The 26391-nt window shown below is 41.6% G+C and carries 25 protein-coding genes and 1 riboswitch; of the genes, 11 read left to right on the top strand and 14 right to left on the bottom strand.

Translation table 11 applies throughout. The annotated features are described in order from the left end of the window. Positions 1-7: 7 nt before the first annotated feature. Both rpsR and rpsF read right to left on the bottom strand, forming a co-directional pair. Positions 8-238, bottom strand: a complete 231-nt coding sequence (gene rpsR, locus MP3633_RS04095; protein ID WP_036161308.1) for a 30S ribosomal protein S18 — start codon at positions 236-238, stop codon at positions 8-10. 25 nt (positions 239-263) lie between these two features. Next, complete coding sequence (gene rpsF / locus MP3633_RS04090; protein WP_112140606.1) at positions 264-668, bottom strand: 30S ribosomal protein S6; 405 nt, start codon at positions 666-668, stop codon at positions 264-266. A 287-nt stretch (positions 669-955) separates the two neighbouring features. Here rpsF and MP3633_RS04085 point away from each other — a divergent pair, with 287 nt between their 5' ends. The 3 genes from MP3633_RS04085 to MP3633_RS04075 all read left to right on the top strand — a co-directional run bounded on the left by MP3633_RS04085 (position 956) and on the right by MP3633_RS04075 (position 3562). Then, a complete protein-coding gene (locus tag MP3633_RS04085; RefSeq protein WP_244959826.1) occupies positions 956-1684 on the top strand; it encodes a MipA/OmpV family protein in 729 nt (242 codons plus the stop codon). Between the two features lie 67 nt (positions 1685-1751). Beyond that, entirely contained in the window at positions 1752-2657 is a 906-nt protein-coding gene (locus MP3633_RS04080) for a DMT family transporter (protein WP_112140608.1), read from the top strand. 11 nt (positions 2658-2668) lie between these two features. Next, positions 2669-3562 carry a DMT family transporter gene (locus MP3633_RS04075; protein ID WP_176334580.1) on the top strand — a complete coding sequence of 298 codons (894 nt, stop codon included), beginning with the start codon at positions 2669-2671 and terminating at the stop codon, positions 3560-3562. Here the strand turns inward: MP3633_RS04075 and MP3633_RS04070 are convergent. From MP3633_RS04070 to hldE, 8 genes are all read right to left on the bottom strand, one after another. Next, positions 3559-4425: a DMT family transporter gene (locus MP3633_RS04070; RefSeq protein WP_244959824.1), complete on the bottom strand. Its 867-nt coding sequence runs from the start codon at positions 4423-4425 to the stop codon at positions 3559-3561. The genes MP3633_RS04075 and MP3633_RS04070 overlap by 4 nt on opposite strands. 213 nt (positions 4426-4638) lie before the next feature. Continuing rightward, entirely contained in the window at positions 4639-5532 is an 894-nt protein-coding gene (locus MP3633_RS04065; protein ID WP_176334579.1) for a glycosyl transferase, read from the bottom strand. A gap of 505 nt (positions 5533-6037) precedes the next feature. After that, entirely contained in the window at positions 6038-6742 is a 705-nt protein-coding gene (locus MP3633_RS04060; protein ID WP_176334578.1) for a thiamine ABC transporter ATP-binding protein, read from the bottom strand. Then, positions 6729-8351: a thiamine/thiamine pyrophosphate ABC transporter permease gene (gene thiP, locus MP3633_RS04055; protein ID WP_244959822.1), complete on the bottom strand. Its 1623-nt coding sequence runs from the start codon at positions 8349-8351 to the stop codon at positions 6729-6731. Before thiP ends, MP3633_RS04060 begins: the two co-directional genes overlap by 14 nt. 11 nt (positions 8352-8362) lie before the next feature. After that, positions 8363-9388 (bottom strand): thiamine ABC transporter substrate binding subunit, encoded by a 1026-nt coding sequence (thiB, locus tag MP3633_RS04050; RefSeq protein ID WP_217909051.1) that lies wholly within the window; start codon positions 9386-9388, stop codon positions 8363-8365. A gap of 93 nt (positions 9389-9481) precedes the next feature. After that, a riboswitch (TPP riboswitch) is annotated at positions 9482-9603 on the bottom strand. A gap of 22 nt (positions 9604-9625) precedes the next feature. Next, positions 9626-10852 carry a 3-deoxy-D-manno-octulosonic acid transferase gene (locus MP3633_RS04045; protein ID WP_176334577.1) on the bottom strand — a complete coding sequence of 409 codons (1227 nt, stop codon included), beginning with the start codon at positions 10850-10852 and terminating at the stop codon, positions 9626-9628. 2 nt (positions 10853-10854) lie between these two features. Beyond that, positions 10855-12645, bottom strand: a complete 1791-nt coding sequence (gene msbA / locus MP3633_RS04040) for a lipid A export permease/ATP-binding protein MsbA (RefSeq protein ID WP_176334576.1) — start codon at positions 12643-12645, stop codon at positions 10855-10857. Further along, positions 12646-14073: a bifunctional D-glycero-beta-D-manno-heptose-7-phosphate kinase/D-glycero-beta-D-manno-heptose 1-phosphate adenylyltransferase HldE gene (gene hldE, locus MP3633_RS04035; protein ID WP_176334575.1), complete on the bottom strand. Its 1428-nt coding sequence runs from the start codon at positions 14071-14073 to the stop codon at positions 12646-12648. Positions 14074-14169: 96 nt separating this feature from the next. Here hldE and MP3633_RS04030 point away from each other — a divergent pair, with 96 nt between their 5' ends. The 6 genes from MP3633_RS04030 (at position 14170) to MP3633_RS04005 (ending at position 19552) form a co-directional block, all read left to right on the top strand. Further along, positions 14170-15318, top strand: a complete 1149-nt coding sequence (locus MP3633_RS04030; protein ID WP_176334574.1) for an AGE family epimerase/isomerase — start codon at positions 14170-14172, stop codon at positions 15316-15318. 68 nt (positions 15319-15386) lie between these two features. Beyond that, a complete protein-coding gene (rfaD, locus tag MP3633_RS04025) occupies positions 15387-16334 on the top strand; it encodes an ADP-glyceromanno-heptose 6-epimerase (protein ID WP_176334573.1) in 948 nt (315 codons plus the stop codon). Continuing rightward, on the top strand, positions 16327-17325 hold the full coding sequence (gene waaF / locus MP3633_RS04020; protein ID WP_176334572.1) for a lipopolysaccharide heptosyltransferase II: 999 nt from the start codon (positions 16327-16329) through the stop codon (positions 17323-17325). Before rfaD ends, waaF begins: the two co-directional genes overlap by 8 nt. A gap of 2 nt (positions 17326-17327) precedes the next feature. Next, complete coding sequence (locus MP3633_RS04015) at positions 17328-17702, top strand: hypothetical protein (RefSeq protein ID WP_176334571.1); 375 nt, start codon at positions 17328-17330, stop codon at positions 17700-17702. Further along, on the top strand, positions 17699-18484 hold the full coding sequence (locus tag MP3633_RS04010; protein WP_112140627.1) for a glycosyltransferase family 2 protein: 786 nt from the start codon (positions 17699-17701) through the stop codon (positions 18482-18484). The genes MP3633_RS04015 and MP3633_RS04010 overlap by 4 nt, the downstream gene beginning before the upstream one ends. A gap of 18 nt (positions 18485-18502) precedes the next feature. Continuing rightward, positions 18503-19552, top strand: a complete 1050-nt coding sequence (locus MP3633_RS04005) for a glycosyltransferase family 4 protein (protein ID WP_176334570.1) — start codon at positions 18503-18505, stop codon at positions 19550-19552. A gap of 45 nt (positions 19553-19597) precedes the next feature. Here the strand turns inward: MP3633_RS04005 and MP3633_RS04000 are convergent, their stop codons facing one another. Next, entirely contained in the window at positions 19598-21427 is a 1830-nt protein-coding gene (locus MP3633_RS04000) for a DUF3413 domain-containing protein (protein WP_176334569.1), read from the bottom strand. A 57-nt stretch (positions 21428-21484) separates the two neighbouring features. After that, positions 21485-22654: a nucleotide sugar dehydrogenase gene (locus MP3633_RS03995; protein ID WP_176334568.1), complete on the bottom strand. Its 1170-nt coding sequence runs from the start codon at positions 22652-22654 to the stop codon at positions 21485-21487. 168 nt (positions 22655-22822) lie between these two features. On the opposite strand from MP3633_RS03995, the gene MP3633_RS03990 reads away from it, so the two are divergent. After that, positions 22823-23140: a hypothetical protein gene (locus MP3633_RS03990; protein WP_176334567.1), complete on the top strand. Its 318-nt coding sequence runs from the start codon at positions 22823-22825 to the stop codon at positions 23138-23140. Between the two features lie 39 nt (positions 23141-23179). On the opposite strand, the gene MP3633_RS03985 is transcribed toward MP3633_RS03990, so the two are convergent. Then, positions 23180-24016 (bottom strand): sulfurtransferase, encoded by an 837-nt coding sequence (locus MP3633_RS03985; RefSeq protein WP_176334566.1) that lies wholly within the window; start codon positions 24014-24016, stop codon positions 23180-23182. A gap of 122 nt (positions 24017-24138) precedes the next feature. Here MP3633_RS03985 and MP3633_RS03980 point away from each other — a divergent pair, with 122 nt between their 5' ends. Then, the gene (locus MP3633_RS03980; protein ID WP_176334565.1) at positions 24139-24903 is read left to right on the top strand and encodes a TlyA family RNA methyltransferase; all 765 of its coding nucleotides are present in this window, start codon (positions 24139-24141) and stop codon (positions 24901-24903) included. Positions 24904-24913: 10 nt separating this feature from the next. On the opposite strand, the gene MP3633_RS03975 is transcribed toward MP3633_RS03980, so the two are convergent. Beyond that, positions 24914-26296, bottom strand: a complete 1383-nt coding sequence (locus MP3633_RS03975; RefSeq protein ID WP_176334564.1) for an MATE family efflux transporter — start codon at positions 26294-26296, stop codon at positions 24914-24916. Positions 26297-26391 lie beyond the last annotated feature (95 nt).

Genomic DNA, 26391 nt, shown 5'->3' with positions numbered 1-26391 from the left:
CAACCGATTAATTAAAATGGCTATCAGTGTAAGGAAGTAAAGCGATATAGCGAGCGCGTTTAATCGCAGTCGCTAGCTGACGCTGGTAACGAGCCTTAGTGCCAGTAATACGGCTAGGTACGATTTTACCAGTTTCAGTAACATAACCTTTTAGTGTTTCTAGATCTTTATAATCGATCTGTTTAACGCCTTCTGCTGTAAAACGACAGAATTTACGACGACGAAAAAAACGAGCCATGAGTGTCTCCTAATAAAAAAATTGATTAATCTTCAGATTCTTCAGCTACTTCGTCAGTGTTTTCGTGGCTGCGCTCTTCACGTTGAGGAGCTGGGCGACGATCTTCACGACCTTCAGAAGCTTTAATAGGAGATACGTCAGTAACCGCATCTTTACAACGAATCACCAAGTTACGGATGATTGCATCGTTGTAGCGGAAAGTGTCGTTTAGTTCAGACAAAACACTATCAGAACACTCAACGTTCATAAGAACATAGTGTGCTTTGTGAATTTTGTTTATTGGGTAAGCCAATTGACGACGGCCCCAATCTTCTAGACGGTGAACTTGACCACCATCTTCTGTGATTAGGTTCGTGTAACGCTCAACCATTGCTGGTACTTGTTCACTTTGATCTGGGTGAACCAGAAAGACGATTTCATAATGACGCATTTAAGCTCTCCTTATGGGTTCTAGTCTCCACGCTTCCCCTGTTATGAAGCCTTGAGACAAGGAGTATAGATTTACAGGGACGCGCATTATATAGCACTAGTGTGCAATAAGTAAACGTTAATCAAGCCCACATAGGAAAAGCATTGTATGTAATCTCTTTAATCCACAATACCGATACGAATGAAGACTTTTATTGAAAAAAAAACATTGATATTTAATAGATTGTTTTACAGCCGAGATTGAAGACCATAGAATCATGACAATTCTCCTAAAATATGGTTATTGGTATGATAAAGAAAGCGTCACTAGCATTACTGTTACTTGCCCCTTTCTCGGCTCAGGCTGACAGCAGCTTAGGCATTATAGGAGCCCAATCAGAATCCCTTTACAAGGACACAGGCTCTGAATCAAGGGCCCTCCCAAACCTATCCTACACCGGCGAACGCTTCTATTTTCGCCTACCGGAAATAGGCTATCATTTATTACCTAAAACCCCCGCACAGAACCTTGCCGTTGGATTATCTTACGAAAGGACAGGGTTTGACCCAGACGATTCTGACGACGCCAATATAAGATTACTCGATGATAGAGACGACAGCATCATGGCCTTTGCCTCTTATCAAATAGGTCCCATTACCACAAAATTAGCACAAGACGTAAGTGGTAAACACGATGGCTTTTATGCACAAATTTCGGCAGGTTACCCAATCCTTGTTGCTGCCTGGAAAATCATTCCGTCCATCACTTATCGTTATATGGACAGTAAAATGAGCAACCATCTGTTTGGCGTTTCACAAAGTGAATCAATAAAAACGGGTGGCGTGATTGCGGCCTATGATTCACCCTCAATTTCTCGTATTACCTATGGGGTGAGAGGTATTTACCCATTAACTCAAAGCGTCAATCTCATGCTGGGCGTACACCAAACCCAATACCACAATACTATTTTAAAAAGCCCTATTATCGAAGACAATACCGTCACCTCTGTGTTAGCAGGCATTGTGCTTTCCTTTTAATACTTACCAGCTAAAGACTCCAAATAATCAGCAGGCATGCTTTTTTAAAACCATGGAACTGGATCTCATGAACAAATTTTCAAAAAACACTCAAGCTATGATATTCGGTTTAGGTGCTGTCTTACTTTGGTCCACGGTTGCGACGGCGTTTTCAATATCACTAAAGCATTTATCACCAACACAACTTTTGCTTATCGCAAACCTAGTTTCTCTGGTTTTTCTGGTTTCTCTGCTCGCCCTTAAAGGAGAGTTAACACAGTTACTCTCTTACGCTAGACAGTCCTGGAAATCTTCTCTTTTTTTTGGCGCCATTAACCCTTTTCTTTATTACTTAATATTGCTTCAAGCCTATAACACGCTGCCAGCTCAGGAAGCTCAAGCCATTAACTACACTTGGGCTATTATGTTGAGTTTTATGGCCGTTCCTATTCTTAAGCAACGCTTGAAAATGGCAGACTACATTGCGGCAGGAGCCTGCTACTTTGGTGTGCTCTACATTTCCACTCGTGGACAAATTGGTTCTCTGGAGTTTTCGAATGTCACAGGCGTTGCTTTCGCGCTACTGAGTACCGTTATCTGGGCATTTTATTGGCTGCTAAACACCAAAGATAAACGCCCAAGCTTAATCGGGTTAACATTAAACTTCACCTTCGCTTTACCGCTTATCATTGTCTTTTCAGCGGTAACAGGTGAATTAAGCCATTGGGATACAGGTGGACTATGGGGCGCTGTTTACATAGGGTTGTTTGAAATGGGGCTTAGCTTTGTCTTATGGAATAAGGCATTAAAGCTGACATCCAACGCGAGTCAAGTCGCCAACTTAATTTTCCTTGCGCCGCTATTATCCATTGTTTGGTTATCTCAGTTTGCAGGTGAACCTATTTTAAACTCAACACTGGTTGGGTTAGCCTGCATTCTAATTGGCCTATTTATACAAAACTGGGCAAAAAGAACAAAGCAACAAAAAATATAAAAGGACACACAATGCCAGCGTTTATCTATCTATTACTTCCCATTTTTTTCTGGTCAGGCAATTACATTTTAGGTCGTCTGACCGTTTCTGATGGAATTGACCCTTTTTCGATTTCTTTCTTACGCTGGAGTCTTGCCTGCCTCATTATCTTACCTTTTGCCTATAAAAAGCTGTGGCGAGAACGAGAAATCATTGCAAAGAACTGGCCTCTACTGGTTCTTTTTGGCTGGCTTGGCATCTGTAATTACAATCTATTTTTGTATATAGGCCTAACATCGACCACCGTCACAAACGCGGTACTGTTAAATTCAATCATGCCCGTTATGATCCTCATTACCGCCCGCTTGCTGCTTGGAAGCAAAACGTCTTGGTTACAGAATACTGGCATAATGATTTCTACTGTGGGTGCTGTCACCATAGTGAGTCGTGGCAGCCTAGATACCTTTTTGCACCTCAGCATTTCACATGGAGATTTATGGATCATTGTCGCCGCTATTAGCTGGGCCATTTATTCAGTGATGATTGTCAGACGACCAAAAGAAATGTCATTGATCGGTTTTTTTGCCTGTACCGCTTTAATCGGCACTCTCTGTCAGGCACCGCTATTCTTTCTTTTTGGTGACAGTCAGCTCAGCAGCTTCACCACAGAAAATTGGCTAAGCATTCTTTATATGAGTGTATTCGCTTCAATTGGCGCTTTCCTATGTTGGAACACTGGCATACAAAAACTCGGTGCTGCGACGGCGGGCCATTTCATTCACCTTCTCCCCGTATTCAGCATCGGATTGTCTGTGCTATTTTTAGGGGAAAGTTTGTTCCGTTTTCACTATGTTGGCATCGCACTGATCTTCTCTGGTATTTTTGTCGCAACAATATTAAATAAAAAACTAAAGCCCGCGACTTAACCCAATTTTTTCGCCATTCGAGTACTGATCAAGATGCTTAAAAAGATAAACAGCATCCCTAGAATGGCGAAACCATCAGGCACATGCTTCCAGACAATTAGCCCCCAGAAACCACTAAACACAACACCAATATAGCTAACAGGAGACACAATACTCGCCGGCGCATAGGTATACGCCTTGTTATAAAGATACATACCAACGTAAAGCGTAATAGAAACCACAGCAACAAGAGGCCAAACCTCAACCGGCAACAACAAGGAATCTCCTTGGATAAATACCAGCGGAAGCGACAGTAATGTCGACACCAGAAAATACACAAATAAGGTTTCCTGACCTGACACTTGATGAGACAACATTCGCGTTGTCACCATTGAAAGCGCTAAGCCTATTGCCGATATAAAACCGATTAAATGCCAAGGATTCAAATGACTGGGCGTAGGCTGAATAACAAAAGCGACACCAATAAAACCAATCACTAGAGGCAACCATCTAGCCCTAGGAATCTTAGTTCTATGCAACATCAAAACAACAAATGGCACACACAATGGCGCACAAGTACGTAACAAAGAAGCCTCAATCAAAGGGATATGATTCAGCGCCCAGTAATAAAAGAGAAAGCCAACAAAACCACCAAAGCTGCGTAAAAAATGAATTTTCCAGACAGATAAAGGCCGTTTTTGCCAACGTCCACGCATTTGCGGTAACAAAATCAAAACACAAAATAGGCTTTGCCAGAAAACCAAAGTCGACACCGTAATCATGGTCTGAGCTTGTTTCGCCGCCAATGCGGTAACTGACATAACGAATGCATAAGCGATTGTCATCACAATGCCTTTCTTTAATAGCTCATTTTCATCTAACACTAGGGACTCGTTCTATATAAGCGAAGCAGAGAGAAAATTTAACTCAATCATTCATGTTACACCAATATTGCCAGTAACAAGCTCGAAACATAATTGAGGGGAAGGGTAAAAACCGTATTATTTACAATTTCAGGAAAGAAAAAATCAAAAGGAATATTCATTATACATAATCAAGACTCAAGAGAATCTTTAAAATAATCGAAAATTAATTATTTAATCAAACTTAATTTTATAATATTCTATCAATTTTTTTAATTGCTGATCATTCCCTCCATTTTTCACATTCATTTGTGCCAACCCTATATTTCTGTGACCCTTTAATGCAAGACCACCATCTGAATGCTCTGTTTTCTTACATCGAGTATCGTTTTTAATCGCCATTACTTTAAGCCATAAATCATCAGCATTTGGACTTAATTTCTGAAATATATCAATTTTTGTAGCATCGAGATGCAATGATTTTGGTGGGTATATTATACCACCACACCCTGTTAGCATTATATTGTGGGAACCTATGTCATCATTAACATCATAATCCCACTGCTTGTATGGTTTCGGTAAATTAGCTCCATCAAAAGTCATTCTATGACCTCTATGGCCAATTATCATTTTGGGGAAGCGATTCTGCTCTTTTACTAAGATATCTATCATATTGTTAGCATATAGAACATCATCATCTATAGTTATAATATAAGAATCAGGAAAAATAATTAATGTTGGAACTATTTTTTTATAAGACTTTATATTAGAAAAAAACTTAACTTCAAGGCCTCTATTAATTTGTTTTATTAATATACTTGGAATATTTTCCATTGCAAACTCATCTTCATCTAGCCAAAGTATTATTTTATCAGGTCTAATCGACTGCTGAGCAATGGACTCTATAGCTAAATGCACTTCATGGATTTTTTTTGAAAAAGTTGTTAAGCTTACAATTACTGGACTACCAAGTTGACATTCGTCTGCAATTAAAGGCCTATCTGAGTTTAACGCCATATATTGCAACTGCTCTATTTTCACCTCTGTTCTTATAAGTGAATTAATGTCTCTCATATTACGTATAATCAACTTTCTTTGTTTTATTTTTTTGACTATTTTAGATATCATTTCAAACCTATTCTTCATAAATCTTATAGTATAAATAACTTAATAAATATCATGAGAAAATTCGTCAATAGAAAAATCACTCATTTATAAAATCAAGAGACATCAGAGTAATTATTAATCCAGTCAAGCTCATTTTATTACTAAAAAACCAACCAATGATGCAGTAAGTTTTAATTTTTTGGCAATAAAAAATACCTGGTAGATCATTCACGAAAATCATCATCACTCTAACCCTAAAATTTCGATAAGTAGCAAGTAGGTATTTCAGTTCTCTCACTTATCGTATTTTTTTACAGCACTGAGCACACATCAGCTAATTAAATATTATATACCTTCCCTATCATTATAGGATTTTGTTCTTTCTCACTTTTTCACACCAGAGTCTATTCTTGAATTAAGCCCCTTAGCTAAAGCACCTCACCCACAGATTGATTAAAAATTTCTACAACTTTCTAATCATATCAAAGTCGATAATTTAGTCCACTAAAGCCTAGGAAACATGCGATCAAGTCGAACGGTGAGAAGCACCAAGATAATCGGAAAAAAGCGGGGGGGCATTCTCTTGATCCAATACAGAGACAGGTTCATGAGCCACCACTCGCCCTCCTTCTATTAAGATAACTCGCCCGCCAACAAGGCTCGCTTCACGAGGCAAATGGGATATCAACAAGGTGGTTAAACCAAGCTCTTGAGTGACATCATTGACCAAATAAAGCATTTCTTCACGCAATGCAGGGTCTAAGGCGCTAAAAGGCTCATCTAATAACAAAATGGGCTTTTTGCGCACCAGCGCCCGAGCAATCGCAACTCGCTGAGCTTGACCTCCAGACAAAGCTTGTGGAAAACGCCCTTTTTTATCAACAAGCTGTGTTTTTCCTAATGCCCAGTCCACTTTCTCTTGTTGTTCAATATTCAAAAATAAAGAAGGCGATAAGCCAATCGCTACATTTTGCCAAACCGTCAATTGTGGAAACAGGTTATCACTCTGAAATAATGTAGAGATAGGCCTTTCATAGGCCGGCAACGCCAATAAAGAGTCGCCATTAAAACTCAACTCACCACGCCCTTCTAGAAAACCTCCCAAGAGATGCAATAAGGTACTTTTCCCTTCGCCACTCCCCCCAAGCAAGGTTGTCATGCCTGGCGCAATATTCACCTGATAATCCGCGTGAAAGGTCTCCCAATTATATTGAAGATTAATGGTTAACATGGAAATTACCTCCCGTCATTTTTCCACTGACTGTCTTTCCACCAATAAGGCGAGATGAGCAATAAAATAAAATCAAACAAAGGGAAATCAACACCACAGCAACACAAGCCCCTTCTTCTAAACGATACGAGCCAATCAATTGGAAAAGATACAAAGGCAACGACACTAATCCCTGACTGCCAAATAACGCGATCACGCCCATATCACCAAGAGAGAGCAAAAGCGCGTAACCAAATGCTTGCGCGACACTAGCGCGAATTAAAGGCCATTCCAGACACCACCGTGACCAAGACTGAATACCCAAACTTAAGTATAGGTTACGAAAACGGCGCTCCTGTTGATACAACACAGGCATTAGAGCACGCAATACAAAAGGCAGCGCCATCACAGCGTTCACCCAAACCACGATCCAATAACTGGATTGGAAACCCCAACCTAGATCACGTAGCCACAAAAATAATCCCGTCGCGATAACCAACCCTGGCACCATTAAAATCATATTTCCAAGGTGTTCAAGCTTGCTCGGTAAAACACTCAAGTATTGTCGTGTCATACAAAAACGTGCCAGCACAACGAAACACACACCCAACGACAAGCTTATTATCGCAGCGGGTAAGGCTATTTTTAAAGAGACCAACACCGCCTGCCACAATCCAGATGACAATAGGGTCGTTAAAAATAAAGGGGAAAAGATCGGATCAAAAATAGCTAAAAATGGCGGAATAACCAGAACCAACACACACAATAAAGCCATGCAGTCTGCGCCTTTCGCTAAAAAGGAATCTTTCACCGGATAGCTCTTTACCGCTAATACACTGACATCTTGTTGATTAATAGGTGCGATGCGATAAACAACCACCGCAAACAAAGTGCAAATAGTCACTTGCAACAAGGATAGAAAACTTGCTTTATTCAAATCGAAATCAAATCTTAACGCCTGATAAATAGCCACCTCTAAGGTGCTAGACTTTGGTCCACCGCCCAAGCTCAACACCACGGCAAAGCTGGAAAAGCACAACATAAAAATCAGTACAAACGCACCCGGCAGTACTTTTTTCATATAATGCCATTCAATCAAACGAAATGCAGACCAACGTGAAAATCCTAACTGAGAAGCTTGGCGCCACTGACCGGAGGGAATCAAATCATAACCTTGTAGCAGCAAACGCACTGCTAAAGGCATATTAAAAAACACATGGGCCAGTAAAATACCCACTAGCCCATACAAAGGAATTTGTAGGCCAAAAATTTGACTCAACCAGCCAGTACGACCGTAAACCACCACCAAACCTAAAATAGCCACAATGGTTGGTACGACCATAGACACGGCAAAAAGCTGCAATAAAATAGCTCGACCACGAAACTGGCGATGAATAAGACAAGACGCTACCGGAATAGCGATCAACAGACTAACACCACTGCTCAGCAAGGCCTGCCACAAGGAAAAACGTACCACACGCCACAAGTAGGGCTCGTATAAATACTCAGACCAGCTACTGATGTCACTATAACGCAAAAGAGCCGCCAAACTGGCCGCTCCCATTAATAAGAAAAAAACCACTCCCAGTAACGCCGGAAGTAGGCCTTTAATAGCACGAAAAGAAAGCAATCGAACCTAGCTTATCGTGTCGTGGCATTCAGCCACTCATTCACCCAAGCCTTACGATTTTTAGCCACATCGCTCGCTGGCAAAGTAAGTACCTTAGTGGGTTGTAATGCACTATCAAACGCTGCCGGCAACGCTTCATTTAACTTAACAACAGGCAACATCCAGTTACCCGTCGCCACCGTTGATTGAAATCCAGGCTGCAGAATAAACTGCATAAAACGTTTTGCCAGCTCAGGATTAGGTGCACTTTTCATCATGGCCGCCACTTCAATTTGTGGATAAAGACCTTCACTGGCCTGCGCCGCTTTATACTTAGTGACACCTTCCGCGACGATATGATAAGCCGGAGATGTGGTGTAACTCAGCACAACATCCGCTTCACCTTTCAAGAACAAACCATAAGCATCAGACCAGCTTTTCGTCACAGTAACGGTATGACTTGCCAACCGCCCCCACGCATCTGCAGCGCCATCACCGTAAACCGATTTTACCCACAACAACAACCCCAAACCCGGCGTGCTGGTTCTAGGGTCTTGATAAATCACTCGTAGATTTTGATTATCAACAATTTCTTTAAGGCTTGTGGGGGGATTTTTTAATGTTTCAGAGTTATAAATAAAGGCAAAATTGCCCTGATCAAATGGTACAAACACCTTATCCTTCCAACCACCAGCAATGGTCACAGCAGAAGTATTAACATTATGCTCAGCAAGCAAGCCACTCTTTTTCGCCGCTTCCATTAAATTCAGATCTAGACCTAGCAACACATCAGCCTGAGAAGACTTCCCTTCAAATTGAGCTCTAGACAAAATACCAACAGAAGAATCGAGTGCCACGAAATTCAGTTCACAGCCGCACTCTTTCTCAAAGTTGGCTTTTATTTTTGGGCCTGGGCCCCAGTCAGAGGCAAAAGCGTCATACGTATAAACATTAAGCGTTTCTGCCGCCAACGTAGCAGAAGAAAACGCCACGCCTAAGGTTGCACTTAAAGTCATTAAAGACGTGGTGAGAAGTGTACTAAAGGAAAGTTTTTTCAAGGTGTCGCTCCTAACAATAAGTGAGCGGCGTACAGGGAAATGGCAAGGTACGCTTATCAAGAGTACTGTTTTCAATCTACGATATTACTGTAGCGAAACTTGCTATCTCGATTCCTACGCCAGCATAATCTGGATCAGGTTCGGTGGGTTAGCGATTAATTCGCTTCTCAGCTTCTGTCTTCTTAATGTAAGACAAAGCACCCCATGAGATAATGTGCGTGCATTGTAAAGAGTCCCTCAGCGGAAGTCTATTTCCGCAAGAACCCGTGTCACTGCGCCTTGATTCTTCTCAGCAAAACGCAACGCTATTTGCCCTAGCCGATATCGCTGAGAAGATTGACCAGCAAGAGTAACGACAGCACTTTGTAAGTGCGCTTCATCCTCACACCGCACGGCGCCATTCACCTGCAACAGTTGATTAGTGATATCTAAGAAATTAAAGGTATGAGGCCCAACAATAATCGCTTTACCCAGTAGCGCAGGCTCAATGGGGTTATGACCACCGCGCTTAATCAAGCTCCCACCGACAAAAGCGACATCGCAAGCTTGATAATAATTCATCATTTCACCCATAGAATCCCCAATCACCACATCAAAATCACACCATTGATCTGGTGGAGTTTGACTGCGTAGCGCAATCCGCTCAAAAGACTGCTTCGCCAAAACATAAACCGCATCAAAGCGCTCAGGATGACGAGGAACCAAGATTAATAAAGCATCTGGATACTTTTGCAAAAGCACTTTATGTATACGCAATAACATGTCATCTTCGCCATGATGAGTACTTCCCCCCATCCAGACAAAACGCGAACCAAGCTGCCGACGCCAATTAGCCTGCAAAACCTCAGGAGCAACCGCGAGGTCAAATTTAATACTTCCGGTAACCAATACTTTTTTTGCACCAAGCGCCTCAAAACGATCAGCATCCGCTTGCGCATGAGCTAAAAAGCTATCAGGTAATTTAAATAAAGGGCGAGAAACAAGAGAGAATTTTTGATAACGCTGAAAGGAACGATCGCTCAAGCGCGCATTCACGACATCGATACGCAAACCACACTGCTTAGCGTGTTTTAATAAATTAGGCCAAAGCTCTGTTTCAACAATCAATAGATGCTTACAATCAAGTTTTTTCAGCGCCCTGCTAACACTGCTACTCCAGTCCATCGGCAAATATCTATGCTCAGCAAAAGGAAACTCTTTGACTACCTGCTCTGCGCCTGTTGGCGTCATGGTGGTAATTAAAAGACGACGCGCTGGAAATTTTTCTCGCCATTGAAGTACCAGAGGCCGAGCCGCAAGAACTTCTCCGACTGAGGCACAGTGAATCCAAAGGTCAGCCTTAACCGCAGGCCAAAAGCCCAAGGCTTCTTGCGCCCGATAATGTACATACGTTTTTTTAAATCGCCGAATTTTTAATAAAATTAATGGCGTAAATAAAACCAATAGAGCTTGATACAGCCACATAATTAAGCCGGCGTTTCGCTAAATTGTTGATTATGAAGTTGTGCATAAGCTCCGTTCATCGCCAACAACTCACTGTGTGAACCTAGCTCAATAATCTCACCATGATCAACGACAGCAATGATGTCGGCATTTTCTATGGTTGATAAGCGGTGGGCAATAGCAATAGTTGTTCGATTAGTCATTAAACCATCCAATGCGACCTGAATGGCTCGCTCTGATTCAGTATCCAAGGCGGACGTTGCTTCGTCCAAAATTAAAATAGGCGCATTTTTTAAAATGGCTCTCGCAATGGCAATGCGCTGACGCTGCCCACCCGATAAAAGTACACCATTTTCACCAACCATGGTGTCTAGTCCATGCTCAAGTTCTTGAATAAAATCCCAAGCATTCGCTGCTTTAGCCGCTTCAATAACCTCTGTTTCACTGGTGTTACGCAAAAAACCGTATGCGATATTGTCGCGAATTGAACCATTAAAGAGCACAACCTGTTGATTTACCAAGGCGATATTAGAGCGCAACTCTGTCAGTTTATAATCATTGAGGAAAACACCATCAATGTTTAATTGACCATCGTCAAAGTCGTAAAAACGAGGTATCAAATTTGCCATAGTGGATTTACCACTACCAGAGCGCCCAACCAATGCTAAGGTTTTCCCAGCTGGTAAGGACAAAGTGATATTTTTCAGCGCCAATTTATCCGCACCGGGATATTTAAATGACATCGAACGCCACTCAATATTTCCTTTCAAACGCGTCGCTGGTGTTTGCCCCTTATCCACCTCTTCCGGTAAATCTAAGAAGTCAAAAATACTGTAAGACGCTGCAATGCCTTTTTGCAAAATACTGTTCACATCGGTTAATTGGCGAATAGGTTTACCCAACATCCCTGCCGCAGTAAGGAAGGCAATAAAGTCGCCAGGAGACATATGCGAACTAATCGTTGGGCTCAAAGCAAACCATATTAAAATGGCCATCATTATTGCTAAAATAAATTGAACAATAGGAATATTTAGTGATTTAGTCATTTCCATTTTTAGCTGGGAACGACGATTTTCACTGGCCGCGCCACGAAATCGCTCGATTTCATATTCACTGCCACCAAATATTTTAACAACTTCGTGCCCTTTAATGGCTTCAGAAGCGACATCTGTAACGCCACCCATCGCATTTTGAATTCGGGTGCTCAATTTACGAAAACGCTTGGAAGCATAAGAAACAACCAAGCCAATGAGAGGGACAACCAACAGAAACAACAAAGACAAACGCCAGTTCATGTAAATCATGTAACCCAATAAACCAACGACCGTTAAACCTTCTCGCAGCAAGACTCGTATTGCCTGAGTAATAGAACCAATTACTTGCTCTGTGTCATACGTCAGTTTGGCCAACAAGCGACCAGTAGGAATAGAATGGTAATAATTAGAAGGAAGAAGCACCAATTTATTAAACATACTGGTACGTATATCGAATACGACGTTATTCGCTACTTTCGCCATAAAGTAGTTACCCAAGAATGTCCCTATACCTCGAGTAATAAAAACGGCCAAAATTGCCAAAGGGATCATTAATCGGCTATCAGAAATATTGCCTGCAGATACAACATCCACAATATGTTTTAACAAAGCCGCTAGCGCAGGCTCCATTGCAGCGTAAAGGACATAACCAATGACACTTAGTAATAAATATCCCCAAGATGAACGAACATAGCTCAGTAGACGTAAGTATGTTTTCACACCGGAAACTGGCACTTTTTGAGCTTCTTCTTCGATCTCAATATTCTCTTTATCTTGCATTTACAGATTCGCTTTTTTGATAATAGCAGTGGTTGAATAACCATCAACAAAAGTTAGAACTTTCACTTCACCGCCATGCGCTAACACATGATCAGCGCCAACGATTTTATCAACAGTATAATCGCCGCCTTTGACCAGTACATCTGGTGTTAAAAATTCAATTATTTCTTTTGGTGTATCTTGGTCAAACCAAGTTACCCAATCAATCGCCCCCACCCCTTCAAGTACAGACATGCGGTGAACCAAATGGTTAATCGGACGTTTTTCCCCTTTAAGGCGCTTTACAGATGCATCGGTATTAACCGCGACAATTAATCTATCTCCAAGTGCCTTGGCCTGCTTCATGTAAGCGATGTGTCCTGGATGAAGAATATCGAAACAACCATTTGTAAAAACGATTTTTTCACCGTTCATTTGCGCTAACTTAATTTGTGCAAGTAAGTCTTCTGGAGAGAGCACACCAAAATTCGACGTGTGCGAACGCTGAAACATAATGGCCTCAAGGCGCTCAGCACTGATGGATGCCGTGCCTAATTTTCCAACCACATAACCCGCTGCCTGATTGGCGTATTCGACTGCATCTATGAACCGTTTACTGGTAACATAAACGGCCGTTAAAACCGCCACAACGGTGTCGCCAGCCCCTGTGACGTCAAAGACTTCTTTTGCTGCCGTCGCCAATGAAAAAGGCGGTTTGTCATCACTCAGTAAAATCAAGCCATCTTCACCACGAGTTACGAGTAAGGCCTTCCAGCCAAACTGCTTACGAAGTGCTGTCGCTTTGTCTTCTAACTCTTTCGTTGAGCTGCATTTACCCACAATCGTTTCGAACTCAAGTAGGTTTGGCTTAACCAACGTAGCCCCTCGATAAATCGAAAAATCATTGCCTTTTGGGTCAACAAAACTAGGGACATTCGCTGTATTCGATAAGGCAATAAGGGTCTGAACATCGGCAAGACAGCCTTTTGCATAATCTGAAAAAATAACCGCATCCGATTCAGGCAGACACTCTTCTACGACACTTGCTAGCGCCTCATTCTGAGAAAGACTGTCTTCGCGTTCTTCAAAGTCCAAACGGATAAGTTGTTGATGACGGCTCATCACTCGCAACTTTGTAATCGTTGGCAGATTTTCAGAGCGAACAAATCGACACGTAACGCCCACTTCTTCCAAACAACGCGCTAGAATATCTGCATTTTCATCATTACCGACCACACCAACCAATGTCACCGACACACCTAACTTGGCTAAACCAAGTGCAACGTTCGCCGCCCCACCAGGGCGATCTTCAATATTGGACACTTTCACCACTTGAACTGGTGCTTCAGGAGAAATACGAGAGGTGCCACCATGCCAGTAGCGATCTAACATTACGTCCCCAACGACGAGGATGTGTTTGTCTTTAAAATTCAGATACGAAGAGTTCATAGGCACATAATAATCGATTTTTAGATTCGCTCATCTTATCATACTCCCTCACCAAGTTGGACATACCTAAAACATACGAAATAAGGCTTTTATACTATGCTGAATTCCGCTCTACTATCTAGCCAATCATTCTTATTTGATGAGCTGCTAAGCAACTGGTCGCTTTATGGCATCAATAAAGAACAAGGCTTTAGCTATGAAAGTATGACTCACGACTGGACAAAAAACTCAGTGGGTCGAATTCGCTTACTCACTCAATGCCGACAACTTTATACCTTTAGCCATGCATGCCAGATAAAAAACACTCCTGAATGGCAAGCAACGCTAACCCCACTTTTCGACTTTATCACCTCACATTACTTCCTTGATGAACGCTGGACCTTTTCGTTAAACGACGATCTTTCAATAAAAGACAAGCAATCTGATGCCTATGCTCTCGCCTTTGTTTTATTGGCGTTTAGTCATTACTATCAAGTAACAAAGGATGATCGCGCACTTCAATATATGAAAAAAACACACCGTTTTTTGCTAGAAAACATGCAAGCAGAATCTGGTGGTTTTTATGAGTCACATCCTGTCGACACCAACCAAATCCGCCGACAAAACCCACATATGCACTTACTAGAAGGCTATATTGCGGCCTTTAACGCCACGCAGGATAGCGATTATAAAGACACTATCCAGTCGCTTCTCTCATTGTCTCTTCAGCACTTCTATCACAAAGACACAAAGACACTGCGTGAATTTTTCAGCTCAGATTGGCATCTTCACCCTGAAACAGGTAGCCAAGTAGAACCGGGGCATCACTTCGAGTGGGTGTGGTTGCTTTATCAGGCGAATAGAATACTACCCAACTCCGACTATACCGAGTTAGCCCAGCAATTATGGTTAACGGCCGCCAGGCACGGGCTCGCGAAAAATGGGGGCATTTATAACCAAATAGATGGCAATAACTATCAGCCCATTGATAAAGAAAAGCGGGTCTGGCCGATCACAGAATACCTTAAAGCAATAACCGTCATACCCATTGGCAAAGAAGAAAAAATAGACCGCTTAGAGAAAGCACTCGACTTTGCTCAGCAACACTATTTTTTGAAAAATGGTCGCTGGAATGAGTATCTCAATGAAGACAATATACCAAAAGACTTTCCGCTTCCTGGCACCAGCAGCTATCATATTTTTCTCGGCCTAACAGAAGTGATAGCATGGGCGAAAGCGAACAATGGTTTTCAGGATTCTTTTTAGATTTGGCTCACTGATCTCAGGCAAAACATCAGCAATGACAACGCCTTCCACATTAGGACAAATGTATTATGTATATAGTTACTGGCGGCGCCGGCTTTATTGGCAGCAACATCATCAAGGCGTTAAATAAAAAAGGCATCAAAAATATCCTTTTAGTTGACGATTTAACGGATGGGAAAAAGTGCCTTAATCTCTCTGATCTTGATATTGCAGATTATATAGATATGTACGATTTCCTAGACGCAATTAAAAACGACACTCTTGACATTAAACCCATCGCCATTTTCCATGAAGGGGCTTGTTCAGCCACCACAGAATGGAATGGTAAATTTGTCATGGACGTTAATTATCAGTATTCAAAAGCCGTATTGGATTTTTGCTTGAAACATGAAGCGCCATTTTCCTATGCGTCTTCAGCCTCTGTTTATGGCTCTGGTCCCGTATTCCAAGAGTCTCGTGAAAACGAAAAACCTCTTAATATGTACGCATACTCCAAATTTCAATTTGATCAATACATTCGTGCCGTTCTGCCTAAGGCAAAAAGTCAGATTGTTGGCTTTCGTTACTTCAATGTCTACGGGCCTCGAGAGCAACATAAAGACAGCATGGCTAGTGTTGCCTTTCATCTTCGTAACCAAGTACTCGCTGATGAAAATCCAAAATTGTTTGGGGCTTATGACGGCTATGAAGCAGGAGGCCAAAGCCGTGATTTTATTTACGTTGAAGATCTGGTTAATACCAAACTTTGGTTCCTAGAGAATCCAAACAAGTCTGGTATCTTTAACCTAGGTACCGGTAAAGCAGAGCCTTTTAGAACCATTGCTGAAACCGTTATCGGACATTATGGGAAAGGCGAAATCGAATACATCCCTTTTCCAGAACATTTAAAAGGCGCCTATCAAAGCTTTACCGAAGCCGATATAACCAAGTTACGTGACATTGGTTACAAAGGGGATTTCCGCGGATTGGCGCAAGGCGTTCAAGATTACCTAGGTTGGCTCGATTCGAATGGCTAAATATTTAATTGTTGGCCCATCTTGGGTTGGCGACATGGTGATGGCACAAAGCCTTTTTATTACGCTAAAGCAACGTGATGAAGAGGCTATCATCGATGTTATTGGCCCGAAATGGTCATCGCCTATTTTGGCTAGAATGCCAGAAATACGTAATGCAATCACCCTACCCACAGGTCATGGTGAATGGGGCATTAGTACGCGCCGTAAACTAGGCCACTCGCTTCGTTCAGAGCATTATGACCATGCGATCATTATGCCCCGCTCGTGGAAGTCGGCATTAGTTCCATTTTTCGCCAATGTCCCTCATCGTGTAGGTTTTACAGGCGAACAGCGCTATATTTTGCTGAATGAGCATCGCAAGCTAGATAAAAGCATTTTAAATCAAACAGTAAAACGCTTTACGTCTTTAGGTGTGCCAAAGGAACAGGCTTATCCGCCCACAAACATACCATTTCCCTCTTTGCGTGTTGACCCAGAAAACCAGAAAAACCTTTATCAACAACACAATCTATCGAACAGACCTGCTATCGCACTTATGGCTGGTGCAGAATTTGGTCCTTCGAAACAATGGCCTATCGCCTATTTTCACGAATTGGCTAAAAGCGCCATTGAAGCAGGTTACCAAATTTGGGTATTGGGCGGACCGAAAGACCAAAACGACGGAGACAGCATCGTTGAGCATCTTGGTGAATTTGCCGTCAACTTGTGCGGAAAAACACAGCTGGTGGACGCTATCGACCTATTAGCAGCAGCAGAAAAGGTTGTGAGTAATGACTCTGGTCTTATGCACATCGCGGCGGCCGTTGGCACCGAAGTACATGGTATTTATGGTTCCACCAGCGAGCTATTTACACCACCACTGACTGACAACAAAATCATTCATAATCTCCATCTTGAATGCTCGCCATGCTTTAAACGAGCTTGCCCATTAGGGCATACAAACTGTCAAAATCAACTCACTCCTGACATGGTGATAAGAGCTGTCGTCTGATAATGAATCTTGTATTACTTAGAAATAGGCACCATCTTGGTGCTCAAATAACAACGTTTCCGGTATTGGCTTACTTCTGTCAGAATCACTGTCATCAAGAGCCTCTCACGCTCTCACCAAAAAGCTATGTTGCTTGGATTTATAACCAGCTACCTTGGGTAAAAGAGTGTATTGATTCAAATAGTAAATTTGAAGAACTAAAAGCACTAAAAAGCACTCGTCCTTTGTCTCTGAATGTAAGCCTTCCTTATACTGAATGGTTCCTCACTCATCCAAAGTCGGTTAAAGTGCTCCCACAAAAAGGGCATGACATAAAAACAATTACCACCAAAAGCGTGACGGAATACGCTGTTAACTTATTAAAGAGCCAAGCATGAAAATTTCAGGCAACATCATTACTCTCAATGAAGAAAAAAACATCGCGGCTTGTATAGAATCAATGCAGACTGTTTGCGATGAAATTATCGTGGTTGACTCAGGAAGTACTGATAATACCATTGAGATTGCAAGGCGCTTAGGTGCAACCATCATCAATCAACCTTACTTAGGCGATGGCATCCAAAAAAATGTCGCACTGAACCATACCCGAAATGCTTGGGTATTAAGCCTAGATGCAGATGAACGCTTAACACCAGAAATGACACATGCCATTCAGCAACTAAGCTTAGAATCCACCAGTCTTGAAGGCTATTCATTTCGTAGACAAAACATGATTGGTAATCGATGGATCAAACATTGCGGTTGGTATCCTGATCGCTGCATTCGATTATACAATACAGAAAAAACACGTTTTGCCGATGTAAAACAGCACGCCAGCGTACAGACTAAAAAGATAAAACACATCGATGCTGACATCATTCACTTTTCATTTAAAAATATTGGTGAATTATTTGCCAAGCCCGGTCGTAACTTCAGCGGAAGAGCCGCTAAAATCATGTATGCAAAAGGAAAGCGAGCCAACTCTTTCTCTCCTTTTACCCATGGCCTAAATGCCTTTATCCGTAAATATGTTTTTCAGCGAGGATTTATGGGCGGCGTAGATGGAATGACAGTAGCGTTAAGTGCAGCCGTCAATAGCTATCTAAAATACGCAAAGCTGCTCGAATACCAGCGAGATCCTAGCGTCACAAAACAAGATGACTTCAAAAATATTTGGTAATAAAACAGGCGACACACTTTGAGCAAAACGCTAACAGTACTTCATGTAAATCTAGCCAAAGGCTTCCGCGGTGGAGAAAGGCAAACAGAGCTTCTCATTAGGGCACTGTCCAAGCACTTTAAAACCAAACAACTACTTGCTTGCCGCGAAAATTCACCTCTTCGCTCTAGACTTGAAGACGTTAAAGGCCTGACATTCGTTACAGCAAATCACCAGTTATCTGGTCACTATTCAACACCTTATGTTGATGTCATTCATGCACATGAAGCCAAAGCCGTTCATTGGGCTTACCTACACAAAGCACTAAAAAATACGCCATACATCATTACTCGGCGAGTCGACACTCCCATCAAAGAAAAATGGTTCAACAAAAAAACGTATTGCAATGCTTCAGCATTGGTTGGTATATCCACTATTATTGCAAACCAAATTCGCAATAAACAATGGGGAAAGGTGTATCAAATACCCAGCACACTCGCTCACTTAGAAACCAACCAAAAAGAAGGGGAAGCATTTCGGAATACCTTTCCAGGCAAAATTATCGTTGGTCATGTGGGTGCACTAGTAGATAAACATAAAGGCCAAAAGGTTCTTATTGAAGCTGCTAGCCTATTAGAAGAAAGTCATCCGAATTTACATATCGTCTTTTTCGGAGACGGTGCAGATAAAGAAGAACTCGAGTCTTTATCCAAAGGGAATAAAAATATTACATGGATGGGATTTAAACCAAAGATTGGGGACTATTTACCATTCTTCGACCTCTTTGCCTTTCCCTCTCGGAATGAAGGTTTGGGCTCAACTCTATTAGATGTAATGGACGCTGGCGTCCCTATCATTGCCTCAAATGTCGGCGGCATTCCAGACATTGTTATTGATAACGAAACAGGATTACTTGTCGCACCAAACGATAGCTTAGCACTGAAAAATGCGATAATAAGACTTTCTGAAGACAAAGAACTTCAAGCAACACTAGTTGAAGGCGCAAAAAAACAACTCGAAAACTATACTCCACAAAGAATGGCGGAAAGATACTTGTCACTCTATAAAAAAATAATAGCCCGAGACTAAAAGTCTCAGGCTATTATTCTAAAAAAATGAATCCTATTAGCCTATCTATTTCCTAAAACGACTCACACTTTCTAGTGCTTCTTTTAAATAGACATAGTTAGGCTCTGCCTCTTTTTTTATTCGGTTGGTTAGGTCATATATTGTATATTGACCACCAGCACCCACCTCCAAAATGGTGTCATGAGTAATCATCGCATAGCTAGCATAACTTGAAGACAGTACCCAGTCTCGACTCTCCGCTTTATCTAAAAGATCAATGCCTCCTGAATAAGCTTCTAGAGGACTTGTGACGCCAAGATAATGTTTCATTAATGTAGGTACAACGTCTTCATGGCTCGTTATCGATTGCTTCTCTTTTCCCTGTGATTTCATTTTAATATCAGGCCCAACTATCACAAAAGGTACATGAGTTTGTGCTGCCGTAAAATTACTATTATGACCCCAGTAATTTAATTTATTGTCATTCAATTCTTGAGCATGATCGCCGGTAATAATCACAACCGTATTGTCCACATCCCCCGTTGCCCTCAACTCGTCAAACACCCTTTTAGCCAAATCATCAACATAACGAACACTCGTTTTATAGCGATTCATGAATAGAGTTGGGTCCGTATCCTTATTAAGAACCAGGTAATTAACTTCATCCAACATAGGCTCATATTTTTTATCATAATCTTGTGGGAAGTCGTAGCCGTGTGGGGCATCGTAAAAAAGAAACGAAAAAGCGGGCTTAGACTTATCTCTATGTTGATACCACTGCAACCAATCTTCTGTCAGGTTTTTATCTCTTTCAGAAGGAGAACGTCCTTCAGACCTTAAACGTAGGTTACTCACTTTAGTAAAAACAGTTTGATTAAACTCAGGGTCAGTTAAAGAAGCAGAAGTAAAAATACCTAACTGATAATCCAATGCTTGAAGATGATCCATAAAAACAGGCGATTTTTGATTCGATAACATATTTTGCCAATATGTTCCTGGCAAGCCATAAAAAAGACCAAAAATCCCTGTTCGAGTCGCATTCCCTGTTGATATGTGATTTGTGAAAGAAACACCATTTTGAGCATAAGCCCATATATTAGGTGAATTATCCAAATTAAAAGTATCAAAACGCCATGAGTCCACCACCAAAAACATAATATTGACAGGCTTATCAATAGCGACAGTACTTAGCTCTCCAATTGGGTAATTAAGATTACTGCTCACTTTATAAGACAATGCTTTCTGTTGCTCTAATGCCTCATCATCAATCCAGCCGTACTTACGCATCAATCCATTTGCCGTAGCAGGTTGAAAAAGAGGCAAATAACTTTTGCTTATGGTAACAGGCTGATAAGCATTTGCTGCAGCCCATATATGGATAAAATTACTCACAAAAAAACATAAAACAAAAAAGAATACAAAATACCTTTTTTTGACTCCCCTTCCTGAACGAGCACCTAAAAAATGCAATAAGGCATATTCAATTAAAAATATAATAAGAAAACTAAAAACAGCGATAAGCCAAGTTACAATAGAAAAATCGACCACATCGCCGGATAATACCAGCTTAAGGACGACCTCATTGATATGAAAACGATATTGAGCGAAAACAAAGGTATCAATCAATAGTACAAATAACGAGGTAGACGCTAAAAGACTAACAACTAGATAAAAGAATTTTCTAGGCAAAAAGACAAAAAACAATGTAAAGAAACCCAATATTCCGCCCAATAAGGCCATCTGCCCTATTAAGCTAGTGAGAATAAAAGAGACACCAAAAATATCAGAGGGAAGTTCAGGTAAAAATGAAAAATATCTAATCGCCAAAAGAATGGAGAAAAATATATTTATTATTAGAAAATAACCAAAAACAGAACACTTGCTTCCAAAAGTCATAATAAAAACCTAGAAAATCATTTTAAATATTAAAACCAGAAATCAAATAAAATAAAATCAAGAATCTACACCAAATAAATCACGTGTATACACTTTGTCTTTTACATCTAACATATCATCCGTCATTCGATTCGCGACGATCACATCTGACATGGCCTTAAACTCTTCCAAATCTTTAATCACTTTCGAGTTAAAGAAATTATCTTCCAAAAGAGCGGGTTCATATACAACGACTTCCACGCCTTTGGCCTTAATTCGCTTCATGACACCTTGAATAGCAGAAGCCCTGAAGTTATCTGAGCCCACCTTCATCACCAATCGGTAGATTCCCACTATCTTAGGGTTATCTTTAAGAATAGATTTCGCCACGAAGTCTTTTCTCGTCACGTTGGCATCAACAATCGCTCGAACGAGGTTGTTAGGTACCTTGTCATAATTAGCAAGCAACTGCTTCGTGTCTTTCGGCAAACAGTATCCGCCATAGCCAAAAGAAGGGTTGTTGTAATGATTTCCTATACGAGGATCAAGCCCCACTCCCTCGATAATCTGACGGCTATCTAACTGATGGGATTCAGCGTAGCTATCCAACTCATTAAAAAAAGCAACTCGCATTGCCAAATAGGTATTAGCAAACAGCTTAATAGCCTCAGCTTCTGTGGAGCCAGTTAGCAGTATGTCTATGTTCTCTTTTTCTGCCCCTTGAGCAAGGAGGTTAGCAAAGACTTTTGCACGATCAGATTCTTCACCAACAATAATACGAGAAGGGTATAAATTGTCATACAGCGCCTTACCTTCGCGTAAAAACTCAGGAGAGAACATGAGGTTGCTCGTTAGAAAACGCTGACTGGCTGATTTTGTAAAGCCAACAGGAACCGTCGATTTCACGATCATAATGGCATTAGGATTGATGCGTATAACGTCCTGAATTACGGACTCAACATGGCTGGTGTTAAAATAATTAGTCTCTGGATCATAATCTGTCGGCGTCGCAATGATCACGTAATCTGCACCTAGATAAGCCTCTTCCTTGTCTAGCGTGGCGATAAAATCAAGATTTTCTTCAAGGAGATAGCGTTCTATATCTCGATCTTCAATAGGTGACAGCTTCTTATTAAGCATGTCTACCTTAGCGGCAACGATGTCCAATGCAACTACTTGATTATGCTTTGCTAATAACAGGGCATTAGAAATCCCCACGTACCCTGTGCCTGCCACTGCTATTTTCATTAAGTTGTACCTTATACTTAAAGATAGAAATCGTATTCAAAAGACGCTATTTTACAGCTTGAATCGTATTAAAAAATGCTAAATTATACTTTTTTTATTAATTACATGAAGAAAGACAGCAAATAAAGAACACCTCAGCTAATCTTAATAAAAAACAAGGAGTTCCATATGAAGTTTGAACTGGTAGATCGTCAAGGTTACATTCCTGATCTTAACTATGGCGCCTCAGGACAAGAACTTTCCTGCTTTATACCTAGTGATTATCCCTTCCAGCAAGTCAGCTACAATAACGGTGAAGGCGAGGTCATCATTGATAAACACACATGGCATTTTTTCTTTACTCAAGAGGGAATCGGCATTCAATTAGTAGATGGGGTTGTCACCTTAAAAGAAGCGGAACATTTTTTACTTTCCATTAAGTCACATATTTGGGGCGAAACGCACCAAGAAGTACAAATTTTCATGGCAGGGGTCACTCAAAAATAAACGGTTGTCGCCCCTCTCGTACGAGAAGGGCGTCTCTCTCTACTGAGCAACAGCGCGCAACATCCTCTTCGACCATTGACTCCAAGACCCAACGTACACCTGATTTGCCTCTATACCTGCGTAATTCAACGCTAAAACATTATGACACGCCGTAACACCGGAACCGCAATAGTACACATACGCATCACTACTACTCGATAGCCAGTCCTTCCACTCTACGTGCAACTGTTCAGCCGGTTTAAAGCAACTGTCTGCGTCTAGGTTATCCGTAAAAGGACGGTTAATCGCTCCTGGAATGTGCCCCGCAACAGGATCCAGCGTTTCATTTTCGCCATTAAAACGATCCGATGCTCTAGCGTCCACCAACTGAAATTGATTTGTTTCGAAGTTTTCAACAATAGACTGCTCAGCAATACTCCAAGGGAAAGAGATTTTAATCGGGTGCGACGCTACCTTTGCTGTTTCAGACAATAATGAAACGCCTCTTCCCTCTTTCAACCACGCTGGAAAACCACCATTTAAAACCTGAACATCTATATTTTGTTGGCTAAGCATCCACCAAGCACGAGCAGCAATGGCTCCGCCCATATCATCATATACAATCACTTGACTGGCAGAATCAATCCCCCAAACTTGCAATTGCTTAGAAAAATCAGTCTCGTCAGGCAAGGGGTGTCTACCCGTCAATTCATTTTCTGGACCAGCAAGCTCGTGATGAACGTCGACAAAAATAGCGCTAGGAATATGCCCTTTAGCGTATTCTGATTGACCTTTACTATGATCGGTTAGATAAAATCGACAGTCCAATACAACCACATTAGACTGACCAAGCAACGTGGCCAGCTCATTTGTATTTATTAGCGTTTTTAATAGCACAAGCATTCCTTAGACAATCGTTGGCGATCATAAAATAGACTTTTTCTTCTTTCTTTAAATCTACTTTGATTATTCATTTTTTGCTAATATTCGTGAATATTATCTTCTTACAGAGTTTTTTTATGTTGCGTATTGATCTAATCCTCACCGAGCAAGGCCTTGCAAAGTCTCGCTCTCAGGCACAAACTTTTATCAGTGAAGGACGAGTATCATACAAACAAAACGAGCAATGGATAAAAGTCACCAAACCCAGCTTAAAACTGACCTTCGACGTTGAAGTCAACATTACCTCAAACCATGCAGATCGATATGTTTCGCGTGGCGCCCTAAAGCTCGAAGGCGCTTTACGACACACCCAACTAAACATCGAAGGTTTTCATGTATTAGATATCGGCCAATCTACGGGCGGCTTTAGCGATTGTTCTATACAACATGGCGCCGCTTGTGTCGTAGGCGTAGAAGTCGGGCACGGCCAGTTAGACCCGCGCCTACGTGACAATCAAAACATCGTCTGTTTAGAAGGCATTAATGCACGCAACTTATCGATTGAAGATCTAGGTGGACACTTTCCTGAAAACGGTTTTAATCTGGTTGTTATGGATGTGTCCTTCATCTCACAGACCAAAATTTTGCCACAATTACCTAATTTACTTAGCAAAACAGGGCATTTGATCACGCTTGTAAAACCTCAGTTTGAGGTAGGAAAGGAATTTATTGGTAAAGGCGGGATAGTGAAAGACAAGCAACGAGTGAACCAACTCGCCAAAGACATGCAAGCTTTCGTTAGAACGTTAGGGTTCGATGTTAAATGTTATATCGACAGCCCTATAAAAGGTGGCGATGGCAATCAAGAGTTTTTGCTGTGGGCAACACGAACAGAAGTATAAAAAAATCGGTTTAAAGAATTTCATCGTAACCATGAAGGTTATTACTGAGCACAATCTCACTCGCTTCTTTAGCCTCAAGCTCAGTAATGTAATTTCTTGCCATGTAAAAACCTAAACACCCAAATAGTACCGACCCAATCGCCTGCCCAAAGAGTATTCCTTCAGCGCCCATAAACAGAGAAAATACAGTAATCAACGGCCATGTACCTAAGGTTGCGCGACCAAAATTCAACAAGGTACTGTTAAACGGTTTGCCTAAATTATTAAAGACGGCAATCGCAATAAACAGCAAACTCTGAAAGAAAAAACTGAAGGACACAAAGGTGGCAAAAAACCGAATTAAATCCGCACTCCCTTGTGTTGCATGGAACACAGAAACAAGCCAATCCTGCATCTGATAAAGGCAAAAACACAACACTAAACAGTAAGCAAAGGCATAAATCACCGCACTACTCATAGCACTGCGCATACGGTCAAAACGGCCTGCCCCATAGTTTTGACCCAATATAGGCCCAACCGCACCAGACAACGCAAATATCCCCCCAAAAACCACCGGAATAATACGACCAATCACCGCCACGGCGGCCACAGCATCATCGCCAAACGATGAGGTATGCTCCATAACAATAGCGTTTGCCAATGGCGAAGACATATTGGTTAGCATGGCAGGAATGGCAATCAAGCAAATAGGTTTAACGTCTTTAAAAAAGTCCATCAGGTCAAATTCACCTAGCATTTTATGAATGTGCACCACACCATAATAAGACACCGCGACCATAGAGAAACGCGCAATCAAAGAGGCAATAGCAGCGCCCTGCACACCCAGTCCGAAGGCAAAAATAAAAATAGGATCCAACAACGCATTCACTAAACCGCCAACCAAAGTCGCGTACATAGCACGACGAGCATCGCCTAAGGCTCGCATAATTCCAGAGCCAATCATGCCTATCATCACCGCCGGCATACCGATCACTAGGATTTGCAAATAACCTGTCGCTAGGTCGAGAGTTCGACCTGTCGCGCCAATAGACAATAAAATATGGGGGATTTTAGGCCATAACAACCAGACAACCGCGGAAGAAAAGAAAATACCAAACGCCAACACATTCACTGCGCGACGCTTTGCTAGTTCAATATTTCCCTCTCCGACGGCTTTTGAAACTAAAGCGGTAGCAGAAATAGACACCGCAATACTCAACGAAATAGTAAAAAACATAATAGTACTGGCGAAACCTACCGCCGCCACGGCTTCTTTCTCGCCCAGCATAGAAAGAAAAAGCATGTCGACAAGGTCTACCAAAAACATGCACATCAAACCAAACGCACCAGTGGCAGACATATAAACAACATGTTTAAACGTTGAGCCTTGCGTAAGTTTTGCCGGACCAGGCATTCGTTTCCCCTAAAAATGACACATCAACTGCACGACAAACAATAAAAAACCGGACAAGCAATGCTTGTCCGGTTGTGTATTTTCTCATGTATAAC

Origin of the sequence: Marinomonas primoryensis (assembly GCF_013372285.1) — a bacterium.
Lineage (GTDB): Bacteria > Pseudomonadota > Gammaproteobacteria > Pseudomonadales > Marinomonadaceae > Marinomonas > Marinomonas primoryensis.
This window is presented reverse-complemented; position numbering and strand designations above follow the sequence as displayed.